This window comes from Pseudomonas sp. 43A (assembly GCF_013363935.1).
Classification (GTDB): Bacteria; Pseudomonadota; Gammaproteobacteria; order Pseudomonadales; family Pseudomonadaceae; genus Aquipseudomonas; species Aquipseudomonas crudilactis.
In genome coordinates, this window is record NZ_CP054880.1 from 1,272,964 (window position 1) to 1,295,502 (window position 22,539).

Genomic DNA, 22,539 nt, shown 5'->3' on the forward strand with positions numbered 1-22,539 from the left:
GGCGTCAGATCAATCAGCACAAAACTTATTCGAACAACACCTTCTGCCCCTCCGGCGAGGTCAGCATTCCATCGCCGTTATGCCCAACCCCGGGCACTTCAACCAGCCGCTGATTCACCCCTTCCGGATGCCGGCGCAGCAAATAACCGAAGTACAACTTGCCACGCTCCAGGCGATACGCACCCTGCGCTTCGGCTTCACAACCCTTGTCCAGCGCCGGATGCTTGGGGTCGATGTCCTGCTGCCCGAGCAGATAAATAACCTCGCGTTTGATGTAACTGCTCTCAAGCTGCAACGGCGTTTGCCCACCGGCATAGACCGGCATGTCTGACAGACCGTACTTCCAGCGATTGAAGCCCGCGCACTTGGCGTGATCGAACGCCACCGGCCGTTGTTCATTGAAATAGGCATAAGAAGACGGATTGGCCACGACATAGCGCAAGCGAATGCCGTTGGCCTTAAGCGCCGGTTGATCCTTGGCCAGCAGGGCATAACGCTGCACTACCTGGCCGCCACCGGAATGACCGAAGATCACGATCTGCTTCACGTCCGGGAACTGTTTACGATCGCTGATCCGCCCGACGATCTCATCGAGCGCGGCGTAGGAGCTCAATGGATTCGGCCCTGTGGATAAACCACCGCCCATCCACTCGTTGCCTTGCCAGCGCAGGACGGTTGCGGGCAACGAATAAAGGGCGACATCGCTTTCATTGAGAAACTGCGGGGCGATCACCAAGGTGTGCGCGCTTTGTCCCGCCAGTTCGGCCGCACTCTCGGCGCTTTTGCGATAGGTCTCGGCGTTGCGCAACCGGCCATGAATGACGATCAGCACGCGCTCGATTTTCTCCGGCGCAGGACCAATGCCTACCGCCATTTCCCCGGCCTTGAGTTGCAAACGACCGGGGCTGATCGCATCGACACCGGCGGCTTGCGCGGTGCTGCCAACAATCAGTAAAGCCAAAAGCCATTTATGCATTTACAGGTTTTTCGCCGCGAAGGTGTCGCACTGGCCGACCTGGCCCTGCGCGAATCCGGTTTTGAACCAGCGCACCCTTTGCGCCGACGTACCGTGGGTAAACGAGTCCGGCACCACACGGCCCTGACCTTGTTGTTGCAAGCGATCATCACCGATGGCGTTGGCCGCATTCAAGGCTTCTTCGATGTCGCCCGGTTCCAGCCAGTTCAAGCGCTTCTGTGCGCTGTAGGCCCAGACGCCGGCGAGGCAGTCGGCCTGCAATTCCTGACGCACCAGCAAACCGCCGTCGCCTTCCATTTGCCGACCTTGCTGGCGGGCTGTCTGAATTTTCGCCGAGACGCCAAGAAGCGTCTGCACATGGTGTCCGACTTCATGCGCGATCACGTAGGCCTGAGCGAAGTCGCCGGCGGCTTTGAAGCGTTGCGACATTTCCTGGAAGAACGCCATGTCCAGATAGACTTTCTGATCAGCCGGGCAGTAGAACGGGCCAGTGGCCGAGGTCGCCAGACCGCAGGCGGAATTCACTCGATTGCTGAACAGAACCAGGGTCGGATCTTTATATTGCCGGCCGGCCTGCTGGAAAATCGCGCCCCAGGTGTCCTCGGTATCGCCGAGGATCGAACGAACGAATTCGGCCTGTTCATCGTTGGCCGGCGGCGCTTGTCGGGTTTGCGAAGTGGGCGCCGATTGTTGACCGACTTGCCCGGTCAACTGCCCGAGGATCTGCAGTGGATCTTGCCCGGTGATCCAGCCGATGCCGACGATCAGCAGGATAGCCCCCAGGCTCAGGCCTTTGCCGCCACCGAAGCGCATGCCGCCGCCACCGCCGGCATCATCACCACGGGCATCGACGACGTTGTCACTGCGTCGGCCTTTTTTCCATAGCATGTGGGAATCCTCTGTGTGTATCGGGTGGTGATGAGTGTTGCTGTTGTGTGAGTGTGGCGCCAGTCCGGTCGTCCGTCTATTGGCACACACGCAAACAGGCCCGGCCTCGTGCTGACGAGGTCGGGCCTGTTATTGACGGTCTGGCGCGCGGCAAATTCAATCCCGCGCAGGATTTCTATCGCTGGATTATCAATCAGCGATCAAACGCATCCCACTGCGGTGCGAAATCCGGGCTGACCTGGCGTTGATTTTTCGACAGCGCGGCAATCAATGCGCGGTCTTCATCGTCGAGTTCGACTTTCAGCGAGGCCAGGTTGGCCAGTTGATTGGTCTGACTGCTGGCCTTGGGAATGGCCGCGACGTTGGGTTGATCGAGCAACCATTTCAACGCGACCTGGGTCGGCAACACGCCGTGCTTTTGGGCGATCTGTTGAATCTGCGGAATATCCGAGACCTTGTTGCGCGCCAGCGGGGTGTAGGCCGTCAGTGCCATGTCGTGTTGACGGGCGTAGTCGAGCAGAGCGTTTTGGCCGAGGAGGACGTGGTATTCAACCTGAATCGCTGACAGTCCGATACCGTATTCCTCGACGACTTTGCGCAGCAACGGCAGAGGAAAATTCGCCACGCCGATGTTGCGCGCCATGCCTTGCTCCTTGAACGAGGCCAACGTGTCGAGTGTGCGTGGCAGATCCCAGTCGGTGCTTGGCCAGTGGATCATGAACAGGTCGACGTAGTCGCTGCGCAAGGCCGTAAGGCTGCGGTCCATGGAGTGGCGCATCGCATCGGGTTGCAGTTGATCCCACCAGACCTTGGTGGTGAGGTGAATCTGCTCGCGCGGTGTCGGCGTATTCGCCAGTGCTTGTCCGACCGCGTCTTCGTTGTTGTAGGCCGCTGCCGTGTCGATGTGTCGATAACCCAGTGCCAGCGCTTGCTCCACGGCGCGAGTGCATTCGTCGCCGAGCATCGGCCAGGTGCCGAGGCCGAGTTTCGGCATGTTCAAACCTTGGGCATTAACGATGTGCTGCATGGTCGATCTCCTGTTCGAAAGCAGTCATGCCGGCAATGTGCCGGGCGGCGATGTAACCGAAAGTCAGCGCCGGGCCGAGGTTGATCCCGCCCGCCGGATAGTGGCCGCCCATGATGCTGGCCATATCGCCCCCCGCTGCGTAGAGGCCGGCGATGGGCTGTTCGTTGGCATCCAGCACTTGCGCGTGTGGGTTGACCTTGAGGCCGGCAAACGTACCGAAGCAGCCCGGCTGGACTTTTACGGCGTAGAACGGGCCGGTTTCGATTGGGGCAACGCAGGGGTTGGGAAGGTTCGCCGGATCACCCTGTTTGCGGTTGTAGGGTGTTGCGCCGCGACCGAACAACGGGTCTTCGCCGTGACGGGCATGGCGGTTGTAGTTATCCACAGTCTGGCGCAAGCCGCTCGGGTCGATGCCGCAGGCGAGGGCCAATTCTTCAACGGTGTTACCGGTTTTCAGATAGCCGCTGCGGATAAATTCTGACACTGGCAGCGGAAATGGCCGCGATATGCCCAAGCCATAACGCCGTTGAAAGGCATGGGTGCAGATCAGCCAGGAGGCGACTTCTTCACCTTCCGGCGCAGCAGCGACTATGGCGCTGACGTAGTCGTAATAACCGTTGGCTTCGTTGACGAAGCGCTGGCCGTTGCGCAGCACGCCGATGATCCCGGGTTTGCCGCGCTCAATGATGTGTGGGAAGTGCCCGGTGCTGCCGTCGGAATGTGGCACTTGCGATACCGGCGCCCACGCCACGGGCGAAGCCACATCGGTATTGACCCGTGCACCGACGCTTTCGCCCAGGCGCAAACCATCGCCGTTGACGGCCAGCGGTGGCAGCGCCCAATGCTCGTGGCCGGTGGGTGTGCGCGGGAACAGGGCTTTGCGCCGTTCGATGTCATTGGCAAAGCCACCGGCGGCGAGCACCACGGCTTTGCGTGCGTGAATGCGGATCGGGCCTTTGCCTGTGTTGACCACAGCACCCGAGACGCGCGAGCCATCACGCAGCAGTTCCGTCACCGGCGCCGACCCCCAGAGCAGAACGCCAAGGTCTTCGGCGGACTTCGCCAGCCTTGCCACCAACGCCACGCCGTTGACCAGTTGCATCGCCCGGCCATGCACGGCGAGATCAAGCAGATGCCGAGTAAAGCGCCAGGTCACATGCCATGCCGCTTTCAGCGACCGCGTCAGATTGAGGAACGCCGACAGATCCGCCCCGGCCATGATCGGCATGCCCATGAAGGACGTTTCGCGCATGGTCGTACGAAGGCGCTTGAGTAAGCGTCCGACCTCGCGTCCATCGTAAGGCGCCGCGATGACCGAGCGGCCACCAGTGCCAGCGCCCGGCGTGTCGCCATGAATGTCGGCAATGGCGTTGCCGTCGGCAAATTGCAGAGCGGTGTGCTGCTCGAAAAAAGCGACCATGCGCGGCCCGGCTTGAAGAAAGGCGTCGATCATCGCCGGGTCGAAGTGCTCGCCCAGTTCATGGCGCAAATAGGTGCGCGGTTGTTCGATGTCTTCAACGATGCCGGCGCGACGGGCCAGCGGATTGCACGGCACCCAAGCCCAACCACCGGACCATGCGGTGGCGCCGCCGAACACCGCATCCTTTTCGACGACGATGATTTTCAAGCCATGCCACGCGGCGGTGACGGCGGCCGACAATCCGGCAGCGCCGGATCCGACGACCAGTACGTCACAGTCGATTTCCGGGAGTTCGGCAGACATCAAACAACGCTCCAGCGATTAATTTTTTTTGGAATCTGATTCCAGAAAATAACCAGTGCTGGAGCGGCTCGACAAGCTTTGATCCAACAAAGCGGGCGGTTATCGAACAGCCGGTTCCGGATTTCGCTTTGCCGCCGATGTCTTCTAGAATCGGCGAAATTTCCTTTGGATCTCCCCATGGCCGGCAGTCAAATCGAACGGGTTTTCAGTGTGCTGGAAAGCCTTACCAGTGATCCGCGCGGGCTGCCGATGCAGACCCTGGCCGAGCAACTGGATATCCCCAAAAGCGCGACGCACCGCTTGCTTGCCGAGCTGATTCGCCTGGGCTACGTGCGCCAGAACGCGGAAACCTTGCGTTATCACCTGTCGACCAAACTCGTCGCGATGGGCTTCCAGTATTTGTCGAGCAGCGGTGCCGACATCGTCCAGCCGGTGCTCGATCGACTGGCTCAGGAAACCGGCGAACTGGTACGTTTGGGCGTGATCGATGGCGAACGGCAGACTTGGATCGCCAAAGCACAAGGCGCGCGCACCGGTCTGCGTTATGACCCGGACATGGGCCGCGATGCGCCGCTGTTCTACACCGCGTCAGGGCATGCGTGGCTGGCGTGCATGAGTGACGCCGAGGCGTTGTCACTGGTCGAGCGGCAGGCTGCGGAAGTGCCGGTGGGCGTGGGGCCAAACGCGCCGCGCTCGAATATCGAATTACTGGAACGGCTGCGCCTGGCGCGCGAGCAGGGTTATGCCTGTGTCGAGGAGAGTTCGGCGGTCGGCACTTCGGCGATTGCGGCGGTGGTGAAGCATCCAACGGATGGTCGCGTGATCGGTGTGCTCAGTATTGCCGGGCCGAGTGCGCGGATGCCGGGGGCGCGGTTGCATGAACTGGCGCCGCTGTTGCTGACCTTCACCGAAGAATTATCAGCTGCAAGCCTGGCCTCAGAACTGTTTATCTAATCTGAATTCACATAGGCCTCTGTGGGAGCGAGCTTGCTCGCGAATGCGTTCTGTCATTCAGCATTCAGGTCAGCTGAAAATCCGCTTTCGCGAGCAAGCTCGCTCCCACATTTGATTTTGGGTTGTTCATGGAAATTGTGCGGTGTTCGCACGGTTTCAGGATGGATGGGTTTTTGATTATGGAACTCGGTTCTAAATTGTTTGCGGAGTGTTATTCCAACAACAATCACAAGAGGACCGCACCTTGAATTCGCCCCTTCGAATCGCCTTGATCGGCGCCGGCAACATGGGCCAGCAACATTATCGGCATCTGCAATCCCTCAGCGAAGCGACGCTGTGCGCCGTGGCTGATCCCGGGCCGCAAGCCGCAGCCTTGGCGGCTGAATGGGGCGTCAGGCATTTCGCCGATCATCGTCAGATGCTTGAGCTCATCCGGCCAGACGCGGTCATTGTCGCCAACCCGAATAATCAGCATGTTCCCACGGCGCTCGATTGTCTGGCGGCGGGTGTGCCGGTGCTTCTGGAGAAGCCGGTCGGGGTGCACATCAATGAAGTACGCGAACTGGTTGCTATGGTTAAACGCAGCGGTGTGCCGGTGCTGGTCGGCCATCATCGGCGGCACAACCCGCTGATCGTTCGCGCTCATGAATTGGTGCAAAGCGGGGCGCTCGGACGTCTGACCACGGTGACCGCACTGTTCCAGTTGCGCAAACCTGACAGTTATTTCGAGATCCCGTGGCGCCGCGAACCGGGCGCCGGGATGTTGCTGACCAATCTGATTCACGACCTCGACCTGTTACGGCATCTGTGCGGTGAAGTGCGCTCGGTACAAGCCATCACCGATAATTCAGTGCGCGGTTTTGCCAACGAGGACAGCGCGGCGGTGTTGCTGCAATTCGAAGGTGGCACATTGGGCACATTGAACGGTTCCGACGCGGTCGCCGCGCCGTGGAGTTGGGAGCTGGATTCCGGTGAGAATCCGGTCTATCCGCGCCAGGCCGATCAGCCGTGCTATCTGCTGGCCGGGACTGCCGGCGCCTTGAGCATTCCGCAGCTCAAGCGTTGGCATTACGCCGCTGATCAGGTCGATGCCGGTTGGCATGAACCGTTGCAGGTGGTGGAAGAGTCCTGTGGTGGTGACGAAGCGTTGCGGTTGCAGCTGCAGCATTTCGTCCGCGTGGCGCGGCGTGAAGTTGAGCCGCTGGTCAGTGCGGCCGACGCTGCGCGCACTTTGGCACTGATCGAAGCGATCCGCGAGGCCGCCGCCTCCGGTCGTGCCTGTGCTCCTGTACTGATCGAGGCTTGAACATGAGCGAACGAATCCTCTCCTTGGCCAGCCTCACCGTGCTGGAGTTGTCACCGCCGCAGATGGTCGAGGTCGCTGCGCGCGCCGGTTACAGCCATGTCGGCCTGCGTCTGGAGCCGGCGACGCCTGAGGAATATCACTTCCCGTTGGTGGCCGACGGTGATTTGCGGCGTCAGACATTGCAGCGCCTGCGCGATACCGGCATTCGCGTGCTCGACGTGGAAATCCTGCGTTTGAAACCGCAAACCGTCGTCAGCGACTTCGAGAAACTTCTTACGATCGGTGCGGAATTTGGCGCTACTGAATTGCTGGTTGCCGGTAACGATCCTGACGAGCAGCGCCTCAGCGATAACTTCGCGGCCCTTTGCGATCTGGCCGCACCTTACGGGTTGCACCCGCATCTGGAGTTCATGCCCTGGACCGATGCGCGCAATCTGGAGCAGGCGTTGCGCATTGTCGAGAACGCGGATCGGGAAAACGCTGCGGTACTGGTCGATGCGTTCCATTTTGATCGCTCAGCGTCACGCTTGGAGGATCTGGCACAGGTGCCAGCGTCGCGCCTGCGTTACGCGCAATTATGTGATGTCGCGGGGCCAAGACCGTCAGACATGGCCGAGATCTTGCGTCAGGCGCGCAACGAGCGGCGGTTTCCCGGCGAGGGTGATTGCGATCTGCTCGGGTTGTTGAAAGCGCTGCCGACTAATATTCCACTGAGTCTGGAAATTCCCACGGTGAAACTGCTGGAGCAGGGTGTGAGCGGATTGCAGCGGGCGCAGATGGCGATCGAAAAAACGCGGGAATTGTTGGTGCGGCTGTAAGTCAGTTTTTTTTGGCGAGGGCGCAAACGCCCTCGCCACAGTATTGTTTTTTTCAATCAGAGATAACCAATGACCGTCAGCACCCCGCTCTCCGGAGTCAACCAACCCTTCAAGGGGATCTTGCTGATTGTCGTGGCAACTTTCCTGTTCTCCAGTCACGACGCGTTGTCGAAATACCTGTCCGGTTTCTATCCGATCGTGATGGTGGTCTGGGCACGCTATCTGGTGCACACCCTACTGATGGCGGGGATTTTTCTGCCGCAGTCCGGGTTGCGCGTCCTGCGTACCAAAAAGCCTTTGTGGCAGTTGACCCGAGCACTTTGCCTACTCGGTACGAGCCTGTTTTTTACCACAGCTCTGCTGTATATCCCGCTGGCGGAAGCCACGGCGGTGAACTTTCTTGCGCCTGTATTGGTGACAGCCTTGTCCGTGCCGCTGCTCAAGGAACGGGTGACACGTGGCCAATGGGTTGCAGTGATTTGCGGCTTTATCGGCGTGCTGATCATCGTTCACCCAGGCGGTGAATTGTTCACCCCGGCGGTGTTGTTGCCATTCTGCTCGGCGCTGTTTTTCTGTTTCTATCAACTGCTGACGCGCAAGCTCGCCGAGATCGACAGCCCGACCACCAGCAACTTTTTCGCCGGGCTGTGCAACACGCTGGTGATGAGTGCGCTGGTGCCGTTCTTCTGGCAGGTGCCGACGCTGACCCACGCCGGGCTGATGCTGGCGCTGGGCAGTTGCGGGATGACTGCGCATCTGTTTCTGACCCAGGCGTTCCGCCATGCCGCACCGGCACTGCTGGCGCCGTTCGGTTATTGCCAGATCGTGTTTGCCGGGTTGTTGGGCTGGTTGCTGTTCAATCACACGCCGAGTCTGTTGACGATCATCGGCATTGCGGTGATCTGCTGCAGCGGGTTGGCGGCAGCGTGGCAGCAAAGCCGTCGTTGAGCTGACAACACAAGAAACTGTGGGAGCGAGCTTGCTCGCGAAAGCGGTGTGTCAGTCACATTTGTTTCGACTGTCAGTCCGCATTCGCGAGCAAGCTCGCTCCCACAAGGGGCCAATATAGTGGCCAGGTTATTCGGTGATGGTCGGAATCTTGCGCGGTGCCATGAAGTACATCCACGTCAGTGCAATGAAATACATCGCCGGAATCAGGGTGAACAACACGGTGTAATTGTTGTTGGTCACGGTGAGGATGTGGCCGACGATCTGGGTCATGAACATCCCGCCGATCGCCGCGCACATGCCGCCGAAACCGAAGACCGTGCTCATCATGTGCTTGGGCGTGTAGTCCATTACCAGGCTCCAGATGTTCGCGGTCCAGGCCTGATGCGCACCGATGGCCAGAGAGATCGCAGCGACTGCAACCCACAGATTGGCCGAGCCAGCCGCCATGACCACGCCGATGATGCAGCAGGCAAACAGGAACATCGACAGCAGTCGCGCCTTGATCGAGTTCATCCCGCGACCGATCAGGAACGAAGAGAGAATGCCGCCGCCGACGCTACCGAAATCCGCCGTGACGTAGATGATGATCAGCGGAATACCCATCTGGGTGACGTTGATGCCCAGGTTGTATTGCTGATTGAGGAACGGCGGCAGCCAGTACAAGTAAAACCAGAACACCGGCGCGGTCAGCGAGTAGGCGAGGGCGAAGGCCCAGGTGCCGCGCATACGGAGGATTTTCGAGAACGGCACGCGGGCCTGTTCCGGTTCGACTTCTTGCTGGATGTAGTCCAGTTCGGACTGTTTCACGCTCGGGTGGTCTTCCGGGTTGAAATACTTCAAGCCCCAGAACAACAGCCAGATCCCGCCCAGTGCCGCCATGCACAGGAACGCCGCTTGCCAGCCCCAGACGTGAAGAACCAGCGGCAGCAGCATTGGCGTGAACATCGCGCCAACGTTGGTGCCGGCGTTGAAGATGCCGGTGGCGACCGCACGTTCGCCGGCCGGGAACCACAGGCGCGCGGTTTTCACGCAGGCCGGGTAGTTCGCCGCTTCGGTCAGACCAAGGATAAATCGGCAGACCATAAAACCAACGGCCGAAGTCGCCAGACCGTGGGCACCGGTGGCCAGGCTCCACAGCAGCACGGCGCAGAAGAACACGCGCTTGACGCCGACCCGGTCGATCAAGCGGCCCTGGAGGACGAAACCGATCGCGTAGCCGACCTGAAACCAGAAGTTGATGTTGGCGTAATCCATCGCCGTCCAGCTCATTTCCTTGGCGAGGATCGGCTGCATGACGCCGAGGGCGGCGCGGTCGATGTAGTTCAGGGTGGTGGCGAAAAACACCAGCGCCAGCATGCCCCATCGGGTCTTGCCGACGGCCATGGCGCCGCGGATCTTGTCGCCGATGCCACCCGTGGCAGTGCTCATGGCCGGAGCCATGCGGGAAGTCTGTGAAGGAATCATGTGTTCCACCCGTTTTTGGATTTGTTATTTGGTGTGCTTTTTTCTTTGCACGCTGCGACCGGTGGTTCAGATCCGGACTCAATGTGCAGCCGATGTTGGGCAGTGGACGAAAAATCGTCAATTCGCCAAACCGCCATTGTGTTCGATAATCGCACGCAAAACTAACCGGGTAGTACACTTTAAATTGCTGCCACGTTCGATGCAGCCAATAATTTCCCCACTATAAAAACCCATCCCATGTAGGAGCTGCCGAAGGCTGCGATCTTTTGATCTTGATTTGAAAAGCAACATCAAAAGATCGCAGCCTGCGGCAACTCCTACATTAAAGCGGCGCAGTCCGGGAGTTGAAACATGCAGCGTTCCATTGCCACCGTTTCCTTGAGCGGCACCCTGCCGGAAAAACTCGAAGCCATCGCCGCCGCCGGGTTCGACGGGGTGGAGATTTTTGAAAACGACCTCCTGTACTACGACGGCAGTCCGCGGGAAATTAAACAGATGTGCGCCGACCTCGGCATCGCCATCACGCTGTTTCAGCCGTTCCGCGATTTTGAAGGCTGCCGCCGCGATCGCCTGGCGCGCAATCTCGAGCGCGCCGAACGCAAGTTCGACCTGATGCAGGAACTGGGCACCGATCTGGTGCTGGTCTGCAGCAATGCCTCGGCCGACAGCGTCGGCGATCAACAAATCCTGGTTGATGACCTGCGGCTGCTGGCCGAGCACGCCGGCGCACGCGGCTTGCGCATTGGTTACGAAGCGCTGGCGTGGGGCCGTCACGTCAACACTTATCAACAGGTCTGGGACATCGTGCGTCAGGCCGATCACCCGAGCCTTGGCGTGTTGCTCGACAGCTTTCATACCTTGTCGTTGAAGGGCGATCCAAGCGCTATCGCCGACATTCCCGGTGACAAGATCTTCTTCGTGCAGATGGCCGACGCGCCGATTCTGGCGATGGATGTGCTGGAGTGGAGCCGGCATTTCCGCTGCTTCCCGGGGCAGGGCGAATTCGATCTGCCGGGGTTCCTCGCGCCGATCATCCAGAGTGGTTACACCGGGCCGCTGTCTCTGGAAATTTTCAACGACGGCTTCCGCGCCGCACCGCCACGGGCCAATGCCGCCGACGGTTTGCGCTCGCTGCTGTATCTGGAAGAGAAGACCCGCCAGCGTCTGGAGCAGGAAACCCAGCCTGTGGCCAACCGCGAAATTCTCTTCGAAACGCCGAAGGCCAGTGAGTACAACGGCATCGAGTTTCTTGAGTTTGCCGTTGATGAAAGCCTCGGCGCCAAGCTGTCGAACTGGCTGGAGCGCCTCGGGTTCGTCAAGGCCGGGCAACACCGCTCCAAGAGTGTGAGTCTGTTGCGCCAGGGCGACATCAACCTGATCCTCAACTCCGAACCGTATTCGTTTGCTCACAGCTTTTTCGAGGCGCACGGCCCGTCGCTGTGCGCCACCGCCGTGCGGGTCAAGGACAGCGCCAGTGCGCTGGCCCGCGCCGTCGCCTACAAAGGTCAGCCCTATCGCGGACTGGTCGGCCCTAATGAACTGGAGCTGGCAGCGGTGCGCGCGCCGGACGGCAGCCTGATTTATCTGGTGGATGAACAGGCCGATGTCTACGGCACCGATTTCAATCTGCTGGCAGATGCGCCGGCACGCGGCGGTCTCAAGCGTATCGATCACATGGCCATGGCGCTGCCGGCCGACAGCCTCGACAGTTGGGTGCTGTTCTACAAGAGCCTGCTGGATTTCGAGGCGGACGATGAAGTGGTATTGCCCGATCCGTACGGGCTGGTGAAGAGCCGCGCACTGCGCAGTCGCGACAGTTCGATCCGCTTGCCGCTGAATATTTCCGAGAACCGCAACACCGCGATCTCCCACGCGTTGTCGAGTTATCGCGGTTCCGGTGTGCACCACATCGCCTTCGATTGTGACGACATCTTCGCCGAAGTCAGTCGAGCCAAAGAGGCCGGCGTGCCGTTGCTGGATATTCCGCTCAACTATTACGACGACCTCGCCGCGCGCTTCGATTTCGACGACGAATTCCTCAGTGAGCTGGCGTATTACAACGTTCTGTATGACCGTGATGCGCAGGGCGGCGAGCTGTTCCACGTCTACACCGAACCGTTCGAAGGGCGTTTCTTCTTCGAGATCATTCAGCGCAAGAACGGCTATGCCGGTTACGGCGCAGCGAACGTCGCGGTGCGTCTGGCGGCGATGGCCAAATCACGCAGTGGTGCAGTGCGCCAGGCGAAGTTGTAGGAAATTCGTAAGCGCGGGATTAAACACAGGCCGCGCGGCTTCCTTCACTGTGCAGCGCGGCCCATAATCGCCGCCTGTGCAGTGATGGCCGTGAGCCCGCAATGACGATGAATACAGAACTTTCCGCAGCTCCTGAAGTTTCCGCTGTAGAGCCGCGCAAGAGTCGCAAGAACAACCCGGAAAAGACCCGCGAGAACATCCTGCAGGAGGCGATCGTCGAGTTCGTCCAGCAAGGCTTGTCCGGTGCTCGCGTTGATGCGATCGCCGAGCGCATCCACACCTCCAAGCGCATGATCTATTACTACTTCGGCAGTAAGGAGCAGTTGTACGTCGAGGTGCTGGAGAAGCTTTACGGCGATATCCGCAGCACCGAAAACCGCCTGCACCTGGCTGAGCTGGCGCCAGTGGAGGCGATTCGGCGACTGGTCGAATTCACCTTCGATCACCACGACCGCAACGTCGATTTCGTGCGCATCGTCAGCATCGAAAACATCCACAACGCCGAATACGTGAAGCGTTCCGATGCGATCAAGGCGATGAACAACACCATCCTCGATTCGCTCGGCGAGATTCTGCGTCGTGGTGCTGAGGAGGGCGTCTTCCGTGCGGGGCTGGATGCGCTGGATGTGCATCTGCTGATCAGTTCGTTCTGCTTCTATCGCGTGTCGAACCGGCACACATTTGGCGAGATTTTTCAGATCGATCTGCCGGATGAAAGCATCAAGCAACGGCATCGCGAGATGATTTGCGAATCGGTGCTGCGCTATCTGCAGGCCTGACACCGACCTTTGTGGGAGCGAGCTTGCTCGCGAAAGCGTCTGGTCAGTTATACCTCTGCTGACTGATATACCGCTTTCGCGAGCAAGCTCGCTCCCACAGGGGGATAAGGTTGATCTTCAACCATTCATGCTTTGAAAATGCGCGAGCATCCGCTGCGCATCCGGCACCACGCCACTGAACAATTCAAACGCCTTCACCGCCTGAAACACCGCCATGTTGCCGCCGTCCAGCGTCCGGCAACCCAGCGCGCGGGCATTGCGCAGCAGCTCGGTTTCCAGCGGGAAATACACAATCTCGGCCACCCACAATTCCTTGCGCAGCAGCTCGACCGGCACCGGCATGCCCGGCAGTTTGGCCATACCCATTGGCGTGGTATTCACCAGCCCGTCAGCTTCATTCAACGCGCTCGGTAGATCATGGCCGGCCACCGCGCGACCGGAGCCGAAATGCTCATTGAGATTGTTCGCCAGGCTCACGGCGCGCTCACTGTCGACATCGAAAATAGTCAGTTGCTGCACGCCTTCGCTCAGTAATGCGTGGGCCACCGCCGCACCGGCGCCACCGGCGCCCATCTGGACCACACGTGTACGGGCAGCGTCCTTCAGGCCACGGCGAAAACCTTCGGCAAAACCGAGGCAGTCAGTGTTGTGGCCGACACGTTTGCCGTCCCTCAACACCACCGTGTTCACCGCGCCAATGCCCTTGGCTTCCGGCGACAGTTCATCGAGCAGCGGGATGATCGCCTGCTTGCACGGGAACGTGATGTTCAGCCCGGTGTAATTCATCCGCTCGGCCGCCAGCAGCAGGTCGGGCAGGGCGGCGCTGTCCATTTTCAGTTGATCGAGATCGATCAGTCGATACAGATAACGCAGACCTTGGGCATCACCTTCGTGCTCATGCAGCGCCGGCGTGCGCGAGGCCTGAATGCCGGCGCCAATCAGCCCGGCGAGTATTACGTTAGAGCGAGACATGCGCGTTACCCCTTCAACCGCTGGCTGAAATGTTCCAGCGCCAAGCGGTAGCCATGACTGCCAAACCCGGCCATCACCGCCGTGGCAATCGCCGAGACAAACGAGTGATGACGAAACGGTTCTCGGGCGTGGACGTTGGACAGGTGTACTTCGATCACCGGCAGTTCGCTGGCCACCAGCGCATCGCGAATCGCTACCGAGGTGTGCGTCCACGCCGCCGGATTGATCACGATCCCGGCACAACGGCCGCGGGCGGCGTGAATCCAGTCAAGCAGTTCGCCTTCGTGATTGGTCTGGCGAAACTCCACGGCCAGGCCGAATTCTTCGGCAGCGCGACCGCACAGAGCCGAGATATCCGCAAGGGTTTCGTGACCGTAAGTCGCCGGCTCGCGGGTGCCGAGCAGGTTCAGGTTCGGGCCGTTGAGCACCAGAACGATAGGGGGCATGAGGGGTAACTCCACTTATTGTTTTTGGCTTTGGCCGAGGATTTCAGCCTGTGGAGATAAAATGTACTAGATGGTTACCATGGTCAATTGAACAAAAATGGACGTGGCGTTTTATGTTCGGTGATCGCACAGAAGCAATATTGATGTCGATATGACGACAGCTTTGCTTACGTTTTTTACCGGAGATTGACCGACTCATGACCCGTTCCGACGCTAGCCTGAAAAGCGGTGAAACGTCATGTGCCGATCACCAGTCGTCGGATTTGAAAGGAATCTCGAATCCTGAAACTTATTAACCTAACGGATGGGTTAGCATGAAGGTGTGCAGCTACAAAGGATTGTCGATTGTCATCATGTTGCGAGATGAGCATTGCCCCCCGCACGTTCACGTGAATGCAGGTAGCTGGAGCGCCCGATTACAGTTCAGTTTCTGGCACAACGAAATTGAGCTTTGGGATGTCATGCCACTTTCTCGTCGACCACCGTTAACCGTGCTGGAAGGCTTGTGTCGATCTCTTGAGCAGCCTGCTCATCTGCGACGAGCACGCGGGATCTGGTGGTCAAGATTGCAAACTGTCTGTCTCGACAATCAATTGTGGGACAGCCATTCAAACGAATTGCTGGGGATGAAACTCGTCACTGACAAGACATACAGAGTGGGATCGGCGCGTTATCTGCCAGAAGAGGGCAAAACTCTTCTGACATTGATAGGCGCATTGGAAGGAGTGGAAATCGATTTATGAAAGTCATCAAGGCTAAGCCATCCACACATCGTCCACTGACGGAGGAGATGATCGACGCTGCCATCCTGCAAGGGGAGGCACGCCGAGCGAGTAGCTTGCAGGCTGTCTCCGTAACCTTTGAAGAATCATCTCTGGTCATCCGTTTTGAGGATGGCAGCGGTGTGGTGCTTCCGGTGAACCAGTATCCAGAGTTTGACGGGTTTGATGCAGGCGATTACGAGGGACTAACCGTCGGATTCGCAGGCACTGCGCTTTGCCATGAGGGCAAAGACCTTGACGTTTCCATTGCCGGGATGATTTCAGCGAGCCAGTCACTCATGAAGATGGCTGCGTCGGTGGTTGCATCGCGTAACGGTCGTCAAAGCAGTGCTGCAAAGTCCGAAGCTGCTCGAGCGAATGGCAAGAAGGGCGGGCGACCACGCAAGGCCGATCCCGCGTTGTAAAACCACAAAAAAGCCGTCAATCACGACGGCTTTTTCCTATCTGCTATGCCGCAATCAACGGCGAGTCAGCAACACACCCGATTCCATGTGATGCGTCCACGGGAACTGGTCGAACAACGCGCATTTGGTAATACGGTGCGTGTCGTGCAACTGGGCGATGTTGGCCGCCAGGGTTTCCGGGTTGCAGGAGATGTACAGAATGTTGTCGAAGCGCCGGGTCAGCTCGCAGGTGTCCGGGTCCATACCGGCGCGCGGCGGATCGACGAAGACGCTGCCGAACTCGTAGCTCTTCAGGTCGATGCCTTGCAGGCGACGGAACGGGCGCACGTCGTTGAGCGCTTCGGTCAGTTCTTCGGCGGACAAACGCACCAGAGTGACGTTATCCACAGCGTTTTCGCTGAGGTTGCTCAATGCCGCGTTGACCGAGGTCTTGCTGATTTCGGTGGCCAGCACTTTGCGTACGCGGGTGGCGAGCGGCAGGGTGAAGTTGCCGTTGCCGCAGTACAGCTCCAGCAGATCGTCCGTGCGATCGCCCAATGCCTCGTACGCCCAGTTGAGCATCTTCTGGTTCACCGTGCCGTTTGGCTGGGTGAACGCGCCTTCCGGCTGGCGATAGCTGAAAGTGCGACCGCCGACTTCGAGTTTCTCGACCACGTAATCGAGGCCAAGCACTTCGCGTTTACCTTTCGAGCGACCGATGATGCTGACGCCGAGATCCGCCGATAGCTTGGTGGCTGCCGCGTGCCAGTGTTCGTCCAGCGGACGGTGATAGCACAGGGTGATCATCGCATCGCCGGACAGGGTGGTCAGAAACTCCACCTGAAACAGCTTGTGGCTCAGTGCCGAACTGGCCTGCCACGCCGCCTTCAACTGCGGCATCAACTGATTGATGCGCAGGCTGGCAATCGGGAATTCTTCGATGAGGATCGGCGTGCGTTTGTCATCCTGGGAGAACATCGCGTAATGCCGCTCGCCGCCTTCGCGCCACAGGCGGAATTCGGCGCGCAGACGGAAGTTCTGCAGCGGCGAGGCGAACACCGTTGGCTCGGGGGCATCGAATGGCGCCAGCAGATCACGCAAGCGCGTGACCTTGGCTTGAAGTTGCTCGGCGTAGGCCTGGGAATCGAAAGTCATGCGTTGAACCAACCCAACTTGATCACGAACAGAATCGACAGAATCACCAGCGCCGGGTTCAGCTCACGGGCACGGCCCGACAGCAGCTTGATCACGGTCCAGGAGATGAAACCGAAGGCGATGCCGTTGGCGATCGAGTAAGTGAACGGCATGGCCAGTGCGGTCACCACGACCGGTGCGGCGACGGTGATGTCGTCCCAGTCTATTTCCGCCAGGCCCGAAGTCATCAACACGGCGACGAACAGCAGCGCTGGTGCGGTGGCGAAGGCCGGAACGCTGGCCGCCAGTGGCGAGAAGAACAGCGCCAGCAGGAACAGAATCGCCACAACGATGGCCGTCAAACCGGTACGGCCGCCCGCACTCACGCCGGCAGCGGATTCGATGTAGCTGGTGGTGGTCGAGGTACCCAGCAACGAACCGGCCATGGCCGCGGTGCTGTCAGCGATCAGTGCGCGACCCATTTTCGGCATGTGGCCGTCCTTGCCCATCAGGCCGGCGCGCTTGGCGACGCCGATCAGGGTGCCGGAGTTGTCGAACAGGTCGACGAACAGGAACGCGAAAATCACGCTGACCAGACCGATGTCCAGTGCGCCTTTGATGTCCAGTTGCAGGAAGGTCGGGGCCAGCGAAGGTGGCATCGAGGTCACGCCGCCGAACGGGGTGAACCCCATGGCGATGGACACGATGGTCACCGCCAGAATGCCGATCAACACAGCGCCACGTACTTTCAGCGCTTCGAGGGCGACGATCAGGGCGAAACCGAGGGTGGCGAGAATCGGTGCCGGTTGTTTCAGGTCACCGAGGCCGACCATGGTCGCCGGGTTGCTGACGACGATGCCGGCGTTGTGCAGGGCGATCAGCGCCAGGAACAGGCCGATACCGGCGGCAATCGCCGAGCGCAGCGGCAGCGGGATACTGTTGATGATCCATTCACGGATGCGGAAGATCGACAGCAGGAAAAACAGCACCGCGGAAATGAACACCGCGCCCAGCGCCACTTGCCACGTGTGGCCCATGTGCAGGACCACGGTGTAGGTGAAGAAGGCGTTCAGACCCATGCCCGGTGCGAGGGCGATCGGGTAGTTGGCGATCAGGCCCATCACGGTCGAACCGATGGCAGCCGCCAGACAGGTGGCGACGAACACCGCGCCTTTGTCCATGCCGGTCTCGCCGAGAATGCTCGGGTTGACGAACAGAATGTAGGCCATGGCCAAGAAAGTCGTGATGCCCGCGAGAATCTCGGTGCGCACGTTGGTGTTGTGTGCCTTGAGTTGAAACAGCCTTTCCAGCATGTCTGCTCCCCGTGGCGCGCGTAGCGCCGTGAATGTATCGACCTCAACAGCAAAGCACAGACCGTCGCAAGCGCCTGGAAAATTGTGGTGGGCCGGAAAAAGCCGCGCATCATACCAGCAGCGTGAGGAATATGGCGGTTGTTGGTGTCGATCGTCGGCGAAGTTTTGCGTTGAAGCCAACTGCGCCATACTGCGCGCTGATTTTTTCAGTGGGGGGGACGCATGAGCAAGCGCTGGATGAACGCTTTCGGGTTAATCGCAACGCTGACGGCCGGGATGTCGCCGGCCTGGGCAGCATCGGCACCGCCGTTGACGCAAGTGAAAGTCATCAAGGTGCAATCGCCTGCCTGCGGTCTTGAAGACATCGGCGATGGGCAGGCGCAGACCCAATGCAATCACAGCGGACCGAATATCAAGGTCTACGTGCTCGAAGTCGGCTACGGCAAGAGCCAGCCTCAGGTCGCACTGGACGGATTCGAAGTGAACGGAACCCGAGCGCCGGTGTGTGCCTTTGATAACGGCAATCTGACCGAATGCACTCCCGGTAATAAAACCGTCGGTTCCCTGTATACCTTCGATCTGGCGGGCAAACAGGAAGGCACTTTTACCTTCAGCAACACCTCGATCAACGCGCCACGCAACACGATGTCGACCCAGCTTTACATCAAGTAACGGCTGTTGCAGCGCGATCCGGGTGAAGCTGACTACGCTTCAAGTATTACCCAGCGGATAGCGCCCATGACCTTTAGAGCCCTGATTACCCTCGCCGAGGGCATCGATGATCTGCAAAGCGTGACCCTGATCGACGTGCTGCGCCGCGCCGGCGTAGAAGTGGTCGCCGCCAGTATTGAAGGACGACGCATGCTCACCTGCGCCCGCGGTACGCGTCTGACCGCTGACGGCATGCTGGTCGATGTGCTGGCGCAAACCTTCGACCTGATCGTCCTGCCCGGCGGCGCCGTCGGTGCACAACACCTGGCAGCGCATCAACCGCTGCAACAACTGCTCAAGGATCAATCCAGCGCCGGACGCCTGTTCGCCGCCATCGCCGAATCCCCGGCCGTCGCCCTGCAAAGCTTCGGCGTGCTGCGCCAGCGGCGCATGACCTGCCTGCCCAGCGCCAGTCATCAACTCTCGGGCTGTACGTTTGTTGATCAACCGGTGCTGGTGGACGGCAATTGCATCACCGCGCAAGGCTCCAGCGCTGCGCTGGAGTTTGCCTTGACGCTGGTCGAGCAACTCGGCGGCAAGGCGTTGCGGGGGAAAGTGGCTGGGGAGTTGTAGGTCTGGATCGTTTCAGACCTTCACCTCTTCCACCGGCACATGCATCCGGTCCCGGTTCGCCAGCGTCGGGAACAACTTGATCCACGTCCCGGTCACCACCAGCGTGCCGATTCCACCCATCACCACCGCCGGCACCGTGCCGAACCAGTGGGCGGTGACGCCGGATTCGAATTCGCCCAACTGGTTTGAAGCACCGATAAACAACCCGTTCACCGCGCTGACCCGGCCGCGCATTTCGTCCGGGGTTTCCAGTTGTACGAAAGACGCACGGATGACCATGCTGATCATGTCCGCCGCGCCGAGTACCACCAGCACTGCCAGCGAAAACCAGAACGAGGTCGACAGGCCGAAAGCAATGGTGGCGACGCCGAAGATGCCGACCGCGGTGAACATCACCCGGCCGACATTGCGCTCCACGGCAAACCGCGCGAGGAACAGCGACATCCCCAGTGCGCCGACCGCCGGTGCCGAACGTAGCAGGCCGAGGCCCCACGGCCCGGTCAGCAGAATGTCTTTGGCAAACACCGGCAGCAGCGCCGTGGCGCCGCCGAGCAACACCGCAAACAGGTCCAGCGAGATCGCCCCGAGAATGTCCGGGCGGCTGCGAATGAAACGAATCCCCGCCAACAACGAATCCAGCGTGGCTTTGCCTTTGTTCAACGGCGTCTGTCGCGCGGGCAGGTTGAGCATCAAGGTGCAGGCAATGACGTAAAGCAGCACGGTCGGGCCATAGACCCAGACGCTGCCGAATGCATAGAGCAAACCGCCCAGCGCCGGGGCGACGATGGTGGCTGATTGCTGCGCCGATTGCGCCGCCGCCACTGCCCGAGGGAATAGCGCGCTGGGCACGATGCTCGGCAGCAGTGCCTGCGTGGTCGGCATCTCGAACGAGCGCGCCGCGCCGAGCAGGAAGGCGAGGATGAAGATCATCTCGCGGGTGACGTGATCGGTGGCGCTGCCGATGGCCAGCGCCAGCGCGATCAACGCCTGCAACGACTGGCAGATCGCCGCGACTTTGCGTCGGTCATAGCGATCAGCGACATGCCCGGTGTGCAGCATGAACAGCACGCGCGGCGCGAATTCGACCAGACCGACCAGACCCAGATCGAGCACGTTGCCGGTCAGTTGGTAGAGGTTCCAGCCGATTGCCACGGTGAGCATCTGAAATCCGCTGGCGGTAAAGATCCGCGCGAACCAGAAAGCGAGAAATGGACGGTGATGACGTAACAGCAGGGGCTCTTGGCTGGGCATCTGAAGGCAGGTCTGGCTCGAGGGGAATCGCGAGGTTATCACCAGTCTGTAACAGGAAGTTGCTATGACAAAAAATTTAGTTAGCCAGACATCGATTTCCTCAAGCTCGCCGCAAGAAATCCATTGCAGAGCATTGCCCCGTCGATGAGGCAACTTGTCACGCGGCAAACGACCACGCAGTTCATCGGTAAAAATGGGACTACTCTTTCAACGTTGCTTGATCCAGATCAAGACCCAAAAGGAATTGATCCGGTGGCCCGTTGGCCAGACTCCCTGCGTTGCGATGGCTGTTTAAAAAGAACGAATCAGAATTCGCCGCACTCCATATCCGTGGGGGCAGTGGGTGCAGGCCTCCGGGTCCGCAGCCGGTATTACCTGACAGAGGAAGCCATATGTTCGGTTTAGAGGCACTCGATCTCGCCCGAATTCAGTTCGCGTTCACCATCTCGTTCCACATCCTGTTCCCGGCCATCACCATTGGCCTGGCGAGTTACCTTGCGGTACTAGAAGGCCTGTGGCTTAAAACCCATAACGACACCTACCGTGATCTCTACCATTTCTGGTCGAAGATCTTTGCCGTCAACTTCGGTATGGGCGTGGTCTCCGGGTTGGTCATGGCCTACCAGTTCGGCACCAACTGGAGCCGCTTCTCGGACTTCGCCGGCGCCGTCACCGGGCCGTTGCTGACCTATGAAGTGCTCACGGCGTTCTTCCTCGAGGCCGGTTTCCTTGGGGTGATGCTGTTTGGCTGGAACAAGGTCGGGCGCGGGCTGCACTTCTTTTCCACCGTCATGGTGGCGATCGGCACGCTGATTTCGACGTTCTGGATTCTCGCCTCCAACAGCTGGATGCAAACCCCGCAGGGCTTCGAAATCGTTAACGGCCAAGTCATTCCCACCGACTGGCTGGCGATCATTTTCAACCCTTCGTTCCCCTATCGCCTGATGCATATGGCGACGGCGGCGTTCGTGGCGACCGCGTTCTTTGTCGGCTCCTCGGCGGCCTGGCACTTGCTGCGCGGCAAGGACAATCCGGCGATCCGCACCATGCTGTCGATGGCGATGTGGATGGCGCTGATCGTCGCGCCGATCCAGGCAGTCATCGGCGACTTCCATGGCCTCAACACCCTTGAGCATCAGCCGGCGAAAATCGCCGCGATCGAGGGGCACTGGGAAAACAAAGGCGACGAAGCCACGCCGCTGATCCTGTTCGGCTGGCCGGACATGAAAGAAGAGAAAACCAAGTTCGCCGTGGAGATCCCTTACCTCGGCAGCCTGATCCTGACCCACTCGCTGGACAAACAAGTGCCGGCACTCAAGGAATTTCCGCCGGAAGACCGGCCGAATTCGACCATCGTGTTCTGGTCGTTCCGGGTCATGGTCGGCCTCGGTTTCCTGATGATCTTCACCGGTCTGTGGAGCCTGTGGCTGCGCAAACGCGACACGCTCTACACCTCGCGGCCGTTCCTGTATCTGGCGTTGTGGATGGGGCCATCCGGCCTGATCGCGATTCTCGCCGGTTGGTTTACCACTGAAATTGGCCGTCAGCCGTGGGTGGTCTATGGGCTGATGCGCACGGCGGATGCGTCTTCCAACCACAGTTTCATGCAGATGAGCATCACCCTGATCATGTTTGTGGTGGTGTATTTCGCCCTGTTCGGCGCAGGTCTCGGCTACATGATGCGCCTGGTGCGCAAAGGGCCGAAGATCAGCGAGGGCGCCGAGACGCCGGACGGTGGGCCAGGCAAACAGCGCACACCGGCGCGTCCGTTGTCCGCTGCCGACGATTCGGCCGATGCCGATCACGACACCCCCAGCCTGACCAAGGAGATTTGA

At 59.7% G+C, this 22,539-nt stretch carries 21 protein-coding genes; 11 read left to right on the forward strand and 10 right to left on the reverse strand.

The annotated features are described in order from the left end of the window. Positions 1–25: 25 nt before the first annotated feature. The 4 genes from HUW52_RS05595 to HUW52_RS05610 form a co-directional block, all read right to left on the reverse strand. Complete coding sequence (locus tag HUW52_RS05595) at positions 26–976, reverse strand: hypothetical protein (RefSeq protein WP_016986159.1); 951 nt, start codon at positions 974–976, stop codon at positions 26–28. Beyond that, the gene (locus tag HUW52_RS05600; protein WP_016986160.1) at positions 977–1,864 is read right to left on the reverse strand and encodes a neutral zinc metallopeptidase; all 888 of its coding nucleotides are present in this window, start codon (positions 1,862–1,864) and stop codon (positions 977–979) included. It lies immediately after the preceding gene. A gap of 193 nt (positions 1,865–2,057) precedes the next feature. After that, positions 2,058–2,891: an aldo/keto reductase gene (locus HUW52_RS05605; protein ID WP_175553146.1), complete on the reverse strand. Its 834-nt coding sequence runs from the start codon at positions 2,889–2,891 to the stop codon at positions 2,058–2,060. Further along, positions 2,875–4,614 (reverse strand): FAD-dependent oxidoreductase, encoded by a 1,740-nt coding sequence (locus tag HUW52_RS05610; protein WP_175553147.1) that lies wholly within the window; start codon positions 4,612–4,614, stop codon positions 2,875–2,877. Before HUW52_RS05610 ends, HUW52_RS05605 begins: the two co-directional genes overlap by 17 nt. A gap of 177 nt (positions 4,615–4,791) precedes the next feature. On the opposite strand from HUW52_RS05610, the gene HUW52_RS05615 reads away from it, so the two are divergent. The 4 genes from HUW52_RS05615 to HUW52_RS05630 all read left to right on the forward strand — a co-directional run bounded on the left by HUW52_RS05615 (position 4,792) and on the right by HUW52_RS05630 (position 8,640). Next, entirely contained in the window at positions 4,792–5,568 is a 777-nt protein-coding gene (locus tag HUW52_RS05615; protein ID WP_016986163.1) for an IclR family transcriptional regulator, read from the forward strand. Between the two features lie 244 nt (positions 5,569–5,812). Next, a complete protein-coding gene (locus HUW52_RS05620) occupies positions 5,813–6,874 on the forward strand; it encodes a Gfo/Idh/MocA family protein (protein ID WP_175553148.1) in 1,062 nt (353 codons plus the stop codon). 2 nt (positions 6,875–6,876) lie between these two features. Continuing rightward, positions 6,877–7,692, forward strand: a complete 816-nt coding sequence (locus tag HUW52_RS05625) for a sugar phosphate isomerase/epimerase (RefSeq protein WP_016986165.1) — start codon at positions 6,877–6,879, stop codon at positions 7,690–7,692. A 69-nt stretch (positions 7,693–7,761) separates the two neighbouring features. Further along, on the forward strand, positions 7,762–8,640 hold the full coding sequence (locus HUW52_RS05630; RefSeq protein ID WP_175553149.1) for a DMT family transporter: 879 nt from the start codon (positions 7,762–7,764) through the stop codon (positions 8,638–8,640). A gap of 129 nt (positions 8,641–8,769) precedes the next feature. Here the strand turns inward: HUW52_RS05630 and HUW52_RS05635 are convergent, their stop codons facing one another. Beyond that, the gene (locus HUW52_RS05635) at positions 8,770–10,107 is read right to left on the reverse strand and encodes an MFS transporter (RefSeq protein ID WP_175553150.1); all 1,338 of its coding nucleotides are present in this window, start codon (positions 10,105–10,107) and stop codon (positions 8,770–8,772) included. 351 nt (positions 10,108–10,458) lie between these two features. Here HUW52_RS05635 and quiC point away from each other — a divergent pair, with 351 nt between their 5' ends. Continuing rightward, on the forward strand, positions 10,459–12,360 hold the full coding sequence (quiC, locus tag HUW52_RS05640) for a 3-dehydroshikimate dehydratase QuiC (RefSeq protein ID WP_175553151.1): 1,902 nt from the start codon (positions 10,459–10,461) through the stop codon (positions 12,358–12,360). Positions 12,361–12,461: 101 nt separating this feature from the next. Continuing rightward, the gene (locus HUW52_RS05645) at positions 12,462–13,139 is read left to right on the forward strand and encodes a TetR family transcriptional regulator (RefSeq protein WP_016986169.1); all 678 of its coding nucleotides are present in this window, start codon (positions 12,462–12,464) and stop codon (positions 13,137–13,139) included. Positions 13,140–13,256: 117 nt separating this feature from the next. Here HUW52_RS05645 and HUW52_RS05650 read toward each other — a convergent pair whose 3' ends face one another. Next, positions 13,257–14,111, reverse strand: coding sequence for a shikimate dehydrogenase (locus tag HUW52_RS05650; RefSeq protein ID WP_175553152.1), 855 nt, complete (start codon positions 14,109–14,111; stop codon positions 13,257–13,259). Between the two features lie 5 nt (positions 14,112–14,116). Further along, positions 14,117–14,557 carry a type II 3-dehydroquinate dehydratase gene (aroQ, locus tag HUW52_RS05655; RefSeq protein ID WP_008084592.1) on the reverse strand — a complete coding sequence of 147 codons (441 nt, stop codon included), beginning with the start codon at positions 14,555–14,557 and terminating at the stop codon, positions 14,117–14,119. Between the two features lie 314 nt (positions 14,558–14,871). Between aroQ and HUW52_RS05660 the strand changes: the two genes are divergently transcribed. Together HUW52_RS05660 and HUW52_RS05665 are read left to right on the forward strand one after the other, a co-directional pair. After that, positions 14,872–15,300 carry a DUF4160 domain-containing protein gene (locus tag HUW52_RS05660; protein WP_175553153.1) on the forward strand — a complete coding sequence of 143 codons (429 nt, stop codon included), beginning with the start codon at positions 14,872–14,874 and terminating at the stop codon, positions 15,298–15,300. Beyond that, a complete protein-coding gene (locus HUW52_RS05665; protein ID WP_175553154.1) occupies positions 15,297–15,743 on the forward strand; it encodes a DUF2442 domain-containing protein in 447 nt (148 codons plus the stop codon). The genes HUW52_RS05660 and HUW52_RS05665 overlap by 4 nt, the downstream gene beginning before the upstream one ends. Before the next feature lie 54 nt (positions 15,744–15,797). Here the strand turns inward: HUW52_RS05665 and trmA are convergent, their stop codons facing one another. Together trmA and HUW52_RS05675 are read right to left on the reverse strand one after the other, a co-directional pair. Continuing rightward, a complete protein-coding gene (trmA, locus tag HUW52_RS05670) occupies positions 15,798–16,877 on the reverse strand; it encodes a tRNA (uridine(54)-C5)-methyltransferase TrmA (protein WP_175553155.1) in 1,080 nt (359 codons plus the stop codon). After that, complete coding sequence (locus HUW52_RS05675; RefSeq protein WP_016986174.1) at positions 16,874–18,169, reverse strand: NCS2 family permease; 1,296 nt, start codon at positions 18,167–18,169, stop codon at positions 16,874–16,876. The genes trmA and HUW52_RS05675 overlap by 4 nt, the downstream gene beginning before the upstream one ends. 222 nt (positions 18,170–18,391) lie before the next feature. On the opposite strand from HUW52_RS05675, the gene HUW52_RS05680 reads away from it, so the two are divergent. Both HUW52_RS05680 and HUW52_RS05685 read left to right on the forward strand, forming a co-directional pair. Next, the gene (locus HUW52_RS05680) at positions 18,392–18,841 is read left to right on the forward strand and encodes a DUF4879 domain-containing protein (protein ID WP_026000681.1); all 450 of its coding nucleotides are present in this window, start codon (positions 18,392–18,394) and stop codon (positions 18,839–18,841) included. A 66-nt stretch (positions 18,842–18,907) separates the two neighbouring features. Next, the gene (locus HUW52_RS05685) at positions 18,908–19,453 is read left to right on the forward strand and encodes a DJ-1 family glyoxalase III (RefSeq protein WP_175553156.1); all 546 of its coding nucleotides are present in this window, start codon (positions 18,908–18,910) and stop codon (positions 19,451–19,453) included. A gap of 12 nt (positions 19,454–19,465) precedes the next feature. Here the strand turns inward: HUW52_RS05685 and HUW52_RS05690 are convergent, their stop codons facing one another. Beyond that, a complete protein-coding gene (locus HUW52_RS05690; RefSeq protein WP_016986176.1) occupies positions 19,466–20,704 on the reverse strand; it encodes an MFS transporter in 1,239 nt (412 codons plus the stop codon). A gap of 392 nt (positions 20,705–21,096) precedes the next feature. On the opposite strand from HUW52_RS05690, the gene HUW52_RS05695 reads away from it, so the two are divergent. Beyond that, the gene (locus HUW52_RS05695; RefSeq protein WP_016986177.1) at positions 21,097–22,539 is read left to right on the forward strand and encodes a cytochrome ubiquinol oxidase subunit I; all 1,443 of its coding nucleotides are present in this window, start codon (positions 21,097–21,099) and stop codon (positions 22,537–22,539) included.